Source organism: Kitasatospora sp. NBC_00458 (assembly GCF_036013975.1).
Taxonomy (GTDB): domain Bacteria; phylum Actinomycetota; class Actinomycetes; order Streptomycetales; family Streptomycetaceae; genus Kitasatospora.
In genome coordinates, this window is the sequence record NZ_CP107904.1 from 7,424,774 (window position 1) to 7,436,618 (window position 11,845).

An 11,845-nucleotide genomic window follows, 5' to 3' on the forward strand; every position below is an offset into this window, starting at 1 on the left:
GCACCGAGGGCGTCGCGGGCGCTGGGGCGGGCGCTGCACAGGGGGGCGCGGAAGGTATGTCGGGCGCGGTCGAGGCGCTGCTGGCGGCGGTCCGCGAGGGGCGGGTGCCGCAGGTGCCGGGGCTGGTCGCCGTGCTCGGGCCGGCCGAGCGGCGGGCCTGCGTCCCGGTGCTCAGGGAGCTGCGCAAGGAGGCCCGCGGCGACTGGTCCAAGGCGGCAGGGCAGCGGATGGGCGCGCTGCTGGTCGCCGGGGCCGGCTGCCACTCCGGCGCGGCCGGCGCCGCCACTTGGATCGGGGGGCGGGACTTCGCCGGCCGCTCCTGGGCCCGGCACCCCGCGCTCGGCCAGGTGGTCGAGGCCCAGCCGGAGGAGTGGCAGATCGACGTGGTCGGCCGACTCGCCGCCAAGCGCGGGTCGGGCTGGAGCTGGGACCTCTACCCGCTGATCGAGCGGGTGGTGCGGCGGACGGGCTGCCCGGTGCCGGCCTCCGACGACTTCACCGCCGAGTGGCTGCGCTCGGCCGCCGGCGCCGATCGCGGTCCGCGGGGTGCCGCCGACACCCTGCTGGAGCGCCTGCGGGCGGACACCTTCACCCCCGTGCTGCTGCCGCGGGTGTTCGAGCTCGACGAGGTCGGCTGGCCGCTCGACGCCCGGTACAGCACCCGGCCGGGCGACTCCTGGCCGGAGGCGATCGCGGGGCTGGCGGGCAGCCCGGAGTTCGACCGCGCCGATCTGGTCGACCTCTGCGTGGCCAGGCTGGTCCGCGGCGGCCGGCCGGCGGACCAGAAGGCCTTCCTCGCCGTGCTGGCCGCCCTCGCGCCCGCCCCGGCGGAGTACGCCGCCCGGGTCCGCGACCTGCTCGCGATGCTGGACGGGCTCTCGACCGTGGCCGCCCACGCCCAGCAGGCGCTCGCCGGACTGGACGAGGCCGGGCTGGTGGAGCCCGAGGTGCTGACCGAGGCTTCGGCGGTGGTGCTGTTCCGCAGCGAGAAGAAGCTGGTCCGCGCCCAGCTGGCGTGGCTGGAGCAGGCCGCCCGGCGCTCGCCCGAACGCTCCGGTCCGGTGGTGCTGGCCGCCGCCGAGGCCTTCGGCCACCCCGACACGGTGCTCCAGGAGCGCGCGCTCAACGTGGTGGCCCGCCGGCTCAAGGCGGCCGGCGAGGGCGTCCTGCCGGAGCTGCGGCTCGCCGCCCGGTCGCTCGACCCCGCCCACCACGCCCGCGCCGGTGAACTGTTCGGCGCGCCGGTGGGCGGCGGCGAGGACGACGACACCGCGTGGAGCGAGCTGCTCCCGCCGGTCCCGGTGCCGGCCCCGCTCGGCGACCCGCTCGCCACCCCGGCGGAGGTCGCCGAGGAGCTGGCCGTGCTGCTGGCCTCGGGCCGGTCGGACGTGGCCCTCTTCGAACGCGTCCTGGACGGCCTGGTCCGGCACGCCCACCAGGACCGGGCGGCGCTCGCCGGCGCCCTGGAGCCGGTGCTGCGGACGAACCCGTGGCACGACGTCGGCCGCTGGCAGGACTGCGGCCCCGGCGAGGTGCTGTACGTCGCGGCGGCGGTCGCCGGGCTGGTCGACCCGCACCGGCGCGGCTCCGGCTTCCGGAACAGGGGCGAGCACCCGCTGGGCGGCGACCACCACACCGTGTACGGCGCCGTGTTCGCCGCCCGGCTCTTCGAGGCGGCCGAGCGGGTCACCACCGACCGCCCGCCGCTGCTGCTCGCCACCCCGACCGATGCGACCGGCGCGGTCGAGGCGGCCGCGCTGGTGGAGCGCCTGGCCGCCTACGAGGCGGTCGGCGCCGCGGTCGGGAAGGCCGACCTGAGCGCCGCGCTGCTGCGGGTCGCGCCGACGACCGGGGCGGCCGTCCTGGCGGCGGCCGACCGGCTGGCCTCGCCCGCCGGCCGCTGGGCCGCCCGGTGGCTGCGCGAGGGAGGCCTGCCGGCGCAGTCGTCGGCCAGGGTGCTCTTCGCGCCGGGGCCGGAGGCCCGGCCCGCGCAGCGCTACTGGGACCGCTGGTGGGAGGTGGTGAAGCGGGTCGCGGTCACCCAGACCGGCAGCGGGGGCGGTCCGGCCGGCCCGGCGGGCGAGCGGCTGGAGCCCGGGTTCTGGGCGCTGCTGGACGGCACCGCGCCCACGGTGGACCGGGCCCGGAAGCAGAACGAGTGGCTCTGGGAGCCCAGCCCGCACTGGGCGGCGATGCTCCCGCACCACCGCGAGGAGCAGGCGGCCCGCTGGCTCGACTGGTTCGCCGACTCGGCGGACCGGGACCGGCGCGGGGTGGGCCGGATGATCGTGGTGCTCGCCGAGGGCGGCGGCCCGGCCGGGCTCTCGCTCCACCTCGCCCTCGCCTACGGGCTCGGGGCGAGGTTCCCCGAGGACCGCACGGCGGCCGTGGACGCGCTGCTGGTCCTCGCCGCCCGGGGCGACCTGGACGGCGCGCTGCTCGGCCGTGAGCTGGGTGAGCTGGTCGCCCTCGGCACCGTGAAGCCCAACCGGCTCGCCCACTCCCTGGCCACCACGGCCGACACCGGCGCCTACGGCACCGTCTGGTCGGTGCTGGCCACGGCCCTGCCCGCCCTCCTCGGCGGTGAGGTGCCGCGCGGCACGGTCGACGTGCTGGCGGTGGCGGCGGACGCCGCGCGCCGCTGCGGTGCCCGCGGCGAGGTCGCGGGTGTGGCGGAGGTGGCGGGCCGACCGGGGTCGAGCCGGCTGGTGAAGCAGGCCCGGGTCCTGCGCGAGGTGCTGGCCGGCTGAGCCGGCGCGGTGCCGTGGAGCCGGGGCGGGGCGGTGGGCGGGGTGAGGCGGTGGGTGGGAGGTCGGGTCGACGGGTTTGAGAACAATCGTTCTTGACTGAGCGTTCTTCAACTCCTAGGGTCGTCGTCATGGGAAGACCACGCGCCTTCGACGAGGACCAGGCCGTGCAGGCGGCGGCCGAACTGTTCGCCCTCCGGGGCTACGAGGGGACCTCGGTGGACGACCTGGTCACCGGCCTCGGAGTCCACCGGGGCAGCCTCTACAAGGTGTTCGGCAGCAAACGCGGCCTCTACCTGGCCGCGCTGCGCCGCCACCTCGACCACGAGGTGCTGCCCCTCACGGCGGCGCTCGGGGCGGCCGGGGGCCTCCCCGGGCTGCTGACGCGGGCGGCCGCCGCGTTCGACGGCGGCCCGGCCGGCGGACTGCTGCTGTCGGCCGCCGTCGAACGGGCCGGGAGCGACCCGGAGGTCGGCGCGCTCGTCGCCGAAGGCCTGGCCGCCCTCGACACCGCCATCGCCCGGGCGACCGGTAGCGGCACCGGCACGGGTGACGGGGACGGTGAAGGCGGCGGGGCCGCCGGGCTGCTCGCGGCGACGGTGCTCGGCCTGCGGCTGCGGGCCCGGGCGGGCGTCGGCGCACCGGCGGCCGCGGACGTCGTGGCCTTCGCCGACCGAGTCGGTCCGACCGGCTGAGCACGTCCCCACCCGGGGCCCGCAGGACATCGTTCGACCACCAGCAGGAGGAACCGTTCCATGGCTCACGTCAGCGTCACCGACCACACCCTCGTCGTCGAGATCGAGGGCCTCGACCGGCTCTGGGCGATCAGGAGCCGGATCGAGATCCCGCTCGGCAACGTCCGGGGCGCCACCGTCGACCCCGGGATCTTCCGCGAACCCAAGGGCATCCGGGTCGGCGGTACGCACTTCCCGGGGCTGATCACCGCCGGGACCTTCCGCTCGGGCGGCGAGTGGGTGTTCTGGGACGTCAAGAACCCGGAGAAGGCGGTGGTGATCGAGCTCGTCGACGAGCGGTACAGCCGACTGGTGATCGAGGTCGCCGACCCGCGCGCCACCGTCGACCTCGTCGAGCTGGCCAAGCGGCCCGCGGACGACCGGACCAGGTGACCGCCCGCCCCGCCTGACGGCCCGCCCCGTCCGATCGCCTGCCCCGCCTGACGGCCGGGCAGGCCCCGGGCGGGGCGGCCGTCTAGGGTGAGCGGGTCTCCCGCCGCCGCACCCGCCCGGAGCATCCGTGCTGCACCTTCGCCTGATCGTCCCCGTCGACCTGCGCGACACCGTACTGAAGCGCCTGGACGGCTGCGTGGGGGTGACCCACGTGGTGCTGCTCCCCGACGCCGCCGTCCGCCCGCCCGGGGACGTGGTGCTCTGCGACGTGGCGCGCGAGTCCGCGGACGAGGTGCTGGGCGAGCTGCGCGCGACGGGCCTCACCGCGCGCGGGGCGATCGACGTCCAGCAGGTCGAGCTGACCCTCTCGGCGGCGGCCGACGAGGCGGAGCGGCTCGCGCCCGGCGAGGGCGCGGACGCGCTGGTCTGGGAGGCGGTCTCCGAGATCACCCACGAGGAGTCCACGCTCACCGGCGTCTACCTGGCCTTCCTCACCGTGGCGACGATGCTGGCGGCCTGCGGCGCGGTGCTGGACAGCGCGATCCTGGTGGTCGGCGCGATGGCGGTCGGGCCGGAGTTCGGCCCGCTGGCCGGACTCTGCGTGGCACTGGTGCAGCGGCGGGCGCGTCCGGCCCTGCGCTCGCTGAACGCGCTGGTGGCGGGGTTCGCGGTGGCGATGGCGCTGACCGTCGGCTTCTCGCTGCTGATGGACGCCGGCGGGCTGTTCAGCCAGGCGCGGTTCGACGGGGCGCGGCCCAACACCTCGTTCATCTGGCAGCCGGACGCGACCTCGTTCGTGGTGGCCTTCCTGGCGGGCGTCGCCGGGCTGCTCTCGCTGACCTCGGCCAAGGCCGGGATGCTGGTCGGCGTGGCCATCTCGGTGACCACCGTGCCGGCCGCCGCCAACGCGGCGGTCGCGCTCGGGTACGGCGACTTCCGGCAGTTCTGGGGCTCCAGCCTGCAACTGCTGCTGAACATGCTCGGGATCGTGGTGGCGGGGGTGCTGACGCTGTTGGTGCAGCAGGGTGCCTGGCGGTGGATCCGCCGCCGGGCGGCGGAGGAGGAGCCGGCGGCCGCCTGAGCGCCACGGCCGCCGGTCGGGACCCGGACCCGGACCCTCAGGCCCGGACCCGGCGACCCGGCGCTCATGCCGCCGCCGGGCTCCGGCTCCGTCCGTACTGCCCGCACTCCCCGCGGAGGGGGCTCGGAGCCGGAGGGCTCAGACCGGGACGCCGTCGTCCTCCGCCGCCTTCGGCCGTCCGCCGGACCCGTCCGTCTTCCCGACGGCCGTCCCTCCGACGGCCCTCCGCTCGCCGTCCGCCGCCGCGCCGGCGGCCGGTCCGGCGCCCGTCGCCCCGGAACCCGCCGCCCCGCCGTTCGCCGGCCCGCTCCCCGATCCGTTCGCCGCCGCCCCGTTCGCCGCCGCCCCGGCGCCGGTCGTCGCGACGGTGCCCGCTGCCGCGCGGGCCGCGTCGTCCGGCACCAGCAGCGACGCGCCGTCCTGCGGCAGCGCGGCCACCGCCCGCCACCAGAGCCGCAGGGTGGGCGGGTCGACCGGTTCGAAGGGCTTGCCGGGGCGCGGCACGGCCAGCCGGGCGCCGAGCGCCCGGGCGGCGGCCACCACCCGTTCCGCGGGCTCCTCCCAGGGGTGCGGGGCGAGGTTGAAGGTGCACCAGTGGATCGGCAGCAGCAGGTCGCCGCCGAGGTCGAGGTGCGCCCGGACGCCCTCCTCGGGCGTCATGTGCACCTCGGGCCAGAAGTCGCTGTACGCGCCGACCTGCATCATCGTCGCGTCGAACGGTCCGAGCCGGCGGCCGATCTCCGCGAAGCCGGGGAAGTAGCCGGTGTCCCCGCTGTGGAAGACCCGGTGGCCGCCGCCGGACACCACCCAGGACGCCCAGAGGAAGAGCGCGCTGGTGCGCGGTCCGCGGCTGCAGTAGTGCCGGGCGGGTGTGGCGGTCAGGGTGAGGCCGGCCACCTCGGCCGACTCCCACCAGTCCAGCTCGACGATCCGCTCGGCGGGCACCCCCCAGTGCTCCAGGTGGGCGCCGACCCCGAGCGGGACGGCGAAGGCCGCGCCGGTGCCGATCAGCGCCCGGACGGTGCCCATGTCGAGGTGGTCGTAGTGGTCGTGGGAGACGACCACCACGTCGACCGGGCCGAGTTCGTCGAGCGGCAGCGGTACCGGGTGGAGCCGCTTGGGCCCGGTCCAGGCGAACGGTGAGCAGCGGTCGCCCCAGACCGGGTCGAACAGGACGCGGCGGCCGTCCAGCTCGGCCAGCACGGTGGCGTGGCCGAGCCAGGTGAGCCGGAGGCCGGAGGCGGGCGGCGCGGCCAGGTCGACGGGGAGCAGCCGGTGCAGCGGCACGGCGGCGGCCGGGACCCGGCGGGCGCGGTCCGCGGCGAGCTGGGCGCGGGTGATCTCCAGCGGGCTCCGCTCGTACACCAGCCGGCGGGTGGGGACCGGATTGCGGAAGGCGCCGTCGGAGAACTGCGGCGAACGGTGGACGCGGGTCAGCCGCTCGCCGCGCGGCTCGGCTCCGAAGGCGTCCGTCCGGATCCGGTGCCAGGCCGCTCGGGGCAGTCCGGTGAGGCGGCCCGGGGGAGCGGTGAGGGCCGAGGTCAGGCCGGGGACACGGGTGTACCAGGGGGCGGCTGGGCGGGGCACGGCACCTCCAAGGACGGCTATGGATACCGGGCATGCCGGGGCTCGCACCGCCGGCGGGGGGACCGATGCGGTACGACAACCATCTCGTCGGAGGTTACTCGTCGTCGGCTGTTCGGACCCGGCGAGCGGCCCGGCGCGCGCCGTTCGGCGTACCCGCCGGAAGCGTGCGGCGGTCCGCCCGCCGGGTCGTCCTCCGCTTCGTCCGCGGGCCCGTCCACCGCTCCTCCGGTTCGTCCGCCGCTCCGCCCACCGATCCGATCGCCGGAATGCCTGCCCGCCGGGACGCCTGCCCGGCGGGACCGGTCGCGGGCAGGATCGTGTACGGCCCGCGGACCGGGGTTTCCCCGCGGATCAGGCGTAGAAACGCGTGATCGTCTCCGCGACGCAGTGCGGCTTGGCGCTCTCCGCGCTGGTGATGGTGAACCGGACCACCGCCTGGACGCCCCCGGCCACCTCGGTGGCGGAGACCAGCTCGGCCGTCGCCCGGATCGCCGTGCCGACCGGCAGCGGGGCCGGGAAGCGGACCTTCTCCGAGCCGTAGTTCAGTGCCATCCGGACGCCCTCGACGCCGTAGCACTCCTTGGCCAGCACCGGGATCATCGACATCGTGAGGTACCCGTGCGCGATGGTCGAGCCGAACCGGCTCTCCTTGGCACGCTCCGGGTCGACGTGGATCCACTGGTGGTCGCCGGTCGCCTCGGCGAACAGGTCGATCCTGGCCTGGTCGACGGTGTGCCACCGGCTGGTGCCCAGTTCGGTGCCGACGGCGGCGGTCAGTTCGGCGAGGGAGGCGAAGGTCGTCACGGAGCGCTCCTGAGGGGCGGGCGGTGAGGGCGGGATCGATGGCCGCGGAGCGGGATCGAACTCCGCAGAGTATGCCTACCCGCGGGTCACCTGTCAGCGGCCCCGCCCCCGGCCCCGCCCGGCCCGGGGCGGCTCCCGGGCCCGCCGGGCCTCAGGAGCGCTGCACCGAGCGGCCGGCCGGCAGCAGCCGGCGCCCGCTGACCAGCTCGGGCACCAGGGAGACGAACAGCGGGTCCGGGTCGCCGACCCACGGCCGGAGTCCGGAGCGCAGCGCCCGGCGGACCTGCTCCGGTTCGCGCACCAGGTCGGCCCGGCCGTGCACCAGTACGCTCCAGCCGGTCCGGGTGACCGGGTCCAGCTGGTCGGCCTGGAAGGCGACGACCGTGCCGTCGAGGCAGCGCGCGGTGGCACTGTCCCGGCGCACCGCGAGCAGCAGGCGCCCGTCCCGGGTGACCTCGAAGGAGACCGGCAGCACGGCCGGCAGCGCGTGCTCGGTGTACACCACGCGTCCGACGGGCACGGTGCTGAGCAGCCGCAGGCACGCGGCCTCGCTCAGCGCCTCCAACTGGTCGTCACGGTCCATGGGTCCGATCGTCCCCCTGCTGCGGGCGGGCCGATAGGGCCCATGGTCCCGGAGCGACAGGGCCGGGAGCCCCGTCGGGGGGCGCACGGACGGTAGCCTGCCCGGCGGACGGCACCCGAGCGCGCGGAGCGTGCCGAAGTGGGCGGGTGCCGGGAACATCGGCGAGCGGCGCGCCGCCGGGCAGCGGCGGACGGTGCCGCGGCGGGCGGTCCCGGGACGACCGGGGACGGGCAGGAGGGGGCGGTGCGGATGGCAAGCGGAGTCGATCTCGTGGTGATCGGGGCGGACGGCGGGCCGGACCGCGGCTTCGGCGGGTCGGCGCAGGCGGCGGAGGGCGCCCGGCTGCTGGCCGGCGTCCTGCCCGGGATGTGCTTCGACGCGGGTGCGGCCGGCAGCCGGGTCACCGTGGTCGAGCCCGGTGCGGACGCCAACGGCATGCTGACCGCCGTCCGGGAGGCGGCCGCCCGTCCGGGCCGGTGGCTGCTGGTCTGCCTGGTCGGCCAGCTGGTGGCGGACCCGCGCGGGCGGCGGCTCGCCCTGGTGACCGGCGGCTCCACCGCCGACAACGCCTACCGGCGCGGACTGGCCTGGGACTGGGTGGTCAGCGCGATGGTGCACGGCGACCAGGAGGAGGCGCTGCTGCTGGTCGACGCCGTCGTCGACAAGGACACCTGGACCGCGCTGGAGCGCAGCGGCGGCGAGGACGGCCTCGGAGAGCTGCTCACCTACTCGCGGGTCCCGCTCTGGGGCCGGATCGGGCGCTACGCCCCCGGCCGCTACACCCCCGGCAGACGCGGGAGGGACGCCGTGCTGCCGGGTGGCCCGGGCTCGTTCAGCCGGGCGCTCACCACCGTGCTCCAGCAGGGCGTGCCGGGTGCGCCGGCCGCCGTCGGTCCGCTCGACCTCCAGCCGGCCGTCGGAGCGCTGCTCGACGGCGGCGGGCAGACCGGCGGGCACGGCGGGGGAGCGGGGGCCGGTGCCAGCGGTGGTGCCCCCGGTGCGGCTGGTGCCCCTGGTGCTCCCGGTGCGGCTGGTGCGCCCGGTGCGCCCGCGAATCACGTCGACGCGCCGGGTGTGCGCCTGCTCGTACCGCCCGAGGGCGGGCGCCTGCTGATGCGCAATCGGGCCGCGGTGCGGGGCGCATTGGCCGGATTGTCGCTTTCCGAAGAACTGTTGGCCCTTCTGTGGCGGGAAAGTGCTCCGACGGATCCGCCTTCCGCGTAAGGTCAGGGGGCCCTGGGTGTTGCCGTGAAGGCCCGGTTTGGCGAAGAATCGATGCCCACGGGGGCAACACCGGCGGGACGGCGGAATTCTTTGGCGGCCACGGACCACACACGTGGTCGGCTGCGACGAGGTGGGGCGATGCGGCAGCGCGGAATTGTGTTGCGCCCTGGGGCGGTTGGGGTCGGCGGGCTGGTGCTGGCGTTGTCGCTGAGCGCTTGTGCGGCGGGCGGTGGCGGCGGTTCCGTGGAGCGTTTGGGATCCGGCGCGCCCACCGTCGCGGCGGTGACCCCGGTAACCCCTTCGGGTGGTTCGTCAAACGTCGCTAACGCGCCGACCGACGGACCCGAAGGAGCGGCCGCCCAGGACGTCCTGAGTGCCTATCAGAACTGGTGGCAGGCCCAGGTGGAGGCGTACGGGCGGACGGATTCGGACGGTTCCCGACTGGAGACCTTCTCCTCGGGGAAGGCGCTCACCGATGCCCTGGTCAATCTCAAACAGCTCCACGACGCCAAACTGGTGATGATCGGCGGACCACGGAATTCCCCGGTGGTGAAGGCCGTCGATCTGACCACCGATCCGAACACGGCCGTGATCGAGGACTGCCTCGACGTGTCGGGCTGGCACCAGGCGGACCCCGCCACACGCGCGGTGAAGGACCCGCCCGACCGGCTCGCCCGGTACGTCGCGACCGTTTCCCTACGACAGTTCGAAACGCGCTGGCTGATCCACGAGTTCAAGCGGGAGGTGCAACGGACATGCTGAAACCGGTACGGCGATTGATGGTCGGCACACCCTTGTTCGCCGGATTGCTGTTATCCCCTGCGGTGCCCGCGGCGGCGGAGCCGACCCCCACCGGGGGCGCCACCCGCTGCGAGGTGAACGTGATCTGCACGGGGACGGAGGACCCGGGCACCAAGCCCACCCCCGGCGGTGGGGGGACGGGGGGCACCGGGGGGAGTTCGAGCGGGCCGCAGGTGTGCACCTGGAACGGCCAGCCCCTCGCGTGCAGCGACCCGGTGCTGGGCTGGTTCAGCGCCTCGACGGGCTGCTACTACCGGATCCTCAGCCCGCAGCCCGCGGAGGGCGATCCCGCCTGGGAGGGGCACAAGCCCTCCGACGGGGCGGTCTACAACGCGACCTGCCGCTACCCCGACAACAGCGGGCAGAGCCCCACGCTGCCGAGGTTCTTCGCCCAGGCGCCCGCCGGCCCCCCGCCGGACAACCCGGCCCAGCTGGCCCGGCAGGCCAGGGACCGGATCGCCTTCCCGAAGCCCAAGCCGGGCACCGCCCCCAAGGGCGACTCCGTGGTGGGCGCCCCGCTCTGGCTCTGGCTGGAGAACGCGCAGGCCCCGGCCCCGGTGTCGGTCTCCGGCAACACCCTCACCGTGACGGTCACCCCGCGCCTGGACTGGGTGGAGTGGAAGTTCGGCGACGGGACGAAGGAGCGCTGCGCGGGCAAGGCCGCCGCCGGCACCCCGTACGACCCGAAGTACGGCAACAGCCCCTCGCCCACCTGCGGCCACGTCTTCACGTCCGGTTCGGGCACCAAGAAGGACGGCCTGTTCCACGGGACCGTCACGGCCCAGTGGGTCGGCGTGGTCACGGTGACCGGGGGCACCCAGCGGGTCGACCCGATCGAACTGCCGCTGACCGAGACCCTCCAGTTCCGGGTGGCCGAGGTGCAGGTCCTCAACTAGCCGCCCCGGCACGCACACCCAGCAACCCGACGAACGACGCGAGAGAGGCCCAAGCCCGGTGGAGAACCGTACCTTTGCCACGCCGGGGTCCGGCACGTCCGCCACGGCGACCGCGACCGCCGGGTCCGCGCCCGTGGCCGTCCCGGAGCAGGGGCGCGGCGGGCCGCGCACCCCCGGGCGGGCGCTCGGCGCGCGCCGCCGGCGGCCCGCCGTGCTGGCGATGGCGGTGGCCCTGATAGCCGCGGGCGGGCTGGGCGGTGCCGTGCTCTACAACAGCACCGGCCAGCGGGTCGCGGTGCTGGCGCTCGCCCGTGACGTGCCGTGGGGGCAGACGCTGACCGCCGCCGACCTGGTGGTGGTGCGGATCGCCGGAGACCCGGCGCTCACCCCGCTGTCCGCGGCCGACCGGGACAAGGCGGTCGGGATGCGGGCCACCACCGACCTGCACCGCGGCGGACTGCTCACCAAGAAGGACCTGGCGCAGTCGCTCGTCCTCCAGCCGGGCCAGCTCCTGGTCGGCGTCTCGGCCAAGCGCACCCAGCTGCCCGCCACCAGGCTCCAGTCCGGCACGCCGGTCCTCGTGGTGTACACCGCCGACAGCAACCGGGCCGAGTCGCTCGCCGCCACCGTGTACACGGTCGGCCGGGTGGAGAGCGACGGCAGCCAGGTCTTCGACGCCGTGGTCGCCGAGGCGGACGCCAACCGGCTGGCCGCCTGGGTGGCCAGCGGTCGGATCCAGGTGATCGTGGCTCCGCGGCCCGCGGCCGGAGCGGCCCCGTCCGGTTCCGCGGCCTCCGGGGCGCCGGTCGCGGGGTCACCGGCGGCCGGAGCACCGACGACCGGGGCACCGGCCGGCGGAGCACCCGCGGCGACCCCCTCGGCGGCGGCACCGTCCGGAGCGCGCCCCGCGACGGGCGCGCCGACCGGCGCGGCCCCCGCCGGGACCCCCGCCGGAACCCCGGGCGGCGCACCGGCCGGGGCGGGTGGGGCCTGAG

At 76.2% G+C, this 11,845-nt stretch carries 11 protein-coding genes; 8 read left to right on the forward strand and 3 right to left on the reverse strand.

Going from position 1 to position 11,845, the window contains the following annotated elements:
* The first annotated feature begins 56 nt into the window (after positions 1 to 56).
* The 4 genes from OG550_RS30320 (at position 57) to OG550_RS30335 (ending at position 4,955) form a co-directional block, all read left to right on the forward strand.
* The gene (locus OG550_RS30320; RefSeq protein WP_327682912.1) at positions 57 to 2,750 is read left to right on the forward strand and encodes a DUF7824 domain-containing protein; all 2,694 of its coding nucleotides are present in this window, start codon (positions 57 to 59) and stop codon (positions 2,748 to 2,750) included.
* A gap of 128 nt (positions 2,751 to 2,878) precedes the next feature.
* A complete protein-coding gene (locus OG550_RS30325) occupies positions 2,879 to 3,442 on the forward strand; it encodes a TetR/AcrR family transcriptional regulator (protein ID WP_327682913.1) in 564 nt (187 codons plus the stop codon).
* A gap of 60 nt (positions 3,443 to 3,502) precedes the next feature.
* Positions 3,503 to 3,874 (forward strand): hypothetical protein, encoded by a 372-nt coding sequence (locus OG550_RS30330; RefSeq protein ID WP_327682915.1) that lies wholly within the window; start codon positions 3,503 to 3,505, stop codon positions 3,872 to 3,874.
* A gap of 127 nt (positions 3,875 to 4,001) precedes the next feature.
* A complete protein-coding gene (locus tag OG550_RS30335; protein ID WP_327682916.1) occupies positions 4,002 to 4,955 on the forward strand; it encodes a DUF389 domain-containing protein in 954 nt (317 codons plus the stop codon).
* Positions 4,956 to 5,093: 138 nt separating this feature from the next.
* On the opposite strand, the gene OG550_RS30340 is transcribed toward OG550_RS30335, so the two are convergent.
* The 3 genes from OG550_RS30340 to OG550_RS30350 all read right to left on the reverse strand — a co-directional run bounded on the left by OG550_RS30340 (position 5,094) and on the right by OG550_RS30350 (position 7,929).
* Positions 5,094 to 6,458, reverse strand: coding sequence for an MBL fold metallo-hydrolase (locus OG550_RS30340; RefSeq protein ID WP_327684256.1), 1,365 nt, complete (start codon positions 6,456 to 6,458; stop codon positions 5,094 to 5,096).
* 435 nt (positions 6,459 to 6,893) lie between these two features.
* On the reverse strand, positions 6,894 to 7,346 hold the full coding sequence (locus OG550_RS30345) for a MaoC family dehydratase (RefSeq protein WP_327682918.1): 453 nt from the start codon (positions 7,344 to 7,346) through the stop codon (positions 6,894 to 6,896).
* A 151-nt stretch (positions 7,347 to 7,497) separates the two neighbouring features.
* Entirely contained in the window at positions 7,498 to 7,929 is a 432-nt protein-coding gene (locus OG550_RS30350) for a pyridoxamine 5'-phosphate oxidase family protein (protein WP_327682920.1), read from the reverse strand.
* A gap of 249 nt (positions 7,930 to 8,178) precedes the next feature.
* On the opposite strand from OG550_RS30350, the gene OG550_RS30355 reads away from it, so the two are divergent.
* From OG550_RS30355 to OG550_RS30370, 4 genes are all read left to right on the forward strand, one after another.
* Complete coding sequence (locus OG550_RS30355; RefSeq protein ID WP_327682922.1) at positions 8,179 to 9,153, forward strand: hypothetical protein; 975 nt, start codon at positions 8,179 to 8,181, stop codon at positions 9,151 to 9,153.
* A gap of 138 nt (positions 9,154 to 9,291) precedes the next feature.
* Positions 9,292 to 9,915 carry a hypothetical protein gene (locus OG550_RS30360; RefSeq protein ID WP_327682924.1) on the forward strand — a complete coding sequence of 208 codons (624 nt, stop codon included), beginning with the start codon at positions 9,292 to 9,294 and terminating at the stop codon, positions 9,913 to 9,915.
* Between the two features lie 44 nt (positions 9,916 to 9,959).
* Positions 9,960 to 10,850, forward strand: a complete 891-nt coding sequence (locus OG550_RS30365; RefSeq protein ID WP_327682926.1) for a hypothetical protein — start codon at positions 9,960 to 9,962, stop codon at positions 10,848 to 10,850.
* Between the two features lie 58 nt (positions 10,851 to 10,908).
* A complete protein-coding gene (locus OG550_RS30370) occupies positions 10,909 to 11,844 on the forward strand; it encodes an SAF domain-containing protein (RefSeq protein WP_327682928.1) in 936 nt (311 codons plus the stop codon).
* Position 11,845 lies beyond the last annotated feature (1 nt).

What these genes read in the sequence shown, in the direction of transcription:
- OG550_RS30320 (WP_327682912.1), top strand. Translation starts at nt 57, where the DNA reads ATGTCGGGCGCGGTCGAGGCGCTGCTGGCGGCGGTCCGCGAGGGGCGG.
- OG550_RS30325 (WP_327682913.1), top strand. Translation starts at nt 2,879, where the DNA reads ATGGGAAGACCACGCGCCTTCGACGAGGACCAGGCCGTGCAGGCGGCG.
- OG550_RS30330 (WP_327682915.1), top strand. Translation starts at nt 3,503, where the DNA reads ATGGCTCACGTCAGCGTCACCGACCACACCCTCGTCGTCGAGATCGAG.
- OG550_RS30350 (WP_327682920.1), bottom strand. Translation starts at nt 7,929, where the DNA reads ATGGACCGTGACGACCAGTTGGAGGCGCTGAGCGAGGCCGCGTGCCTG.
- OG550_RS30355 (WP_327682922.1), top strand. Translation starts at nt 8,179, where the DNA reads ATGGCAAGCGGAGTCGATCTCGTGGTGATCGGGGCGGACGGCGGGCCG.
- OG550_RS30360 (WP_327682924.1), top strand. Translation starts at nt 9,292, where the DNA reads ATGCGGCAGCGCGGAATTGTGTTGCGCCCTGGGGCGGTTGGGGTCGGC.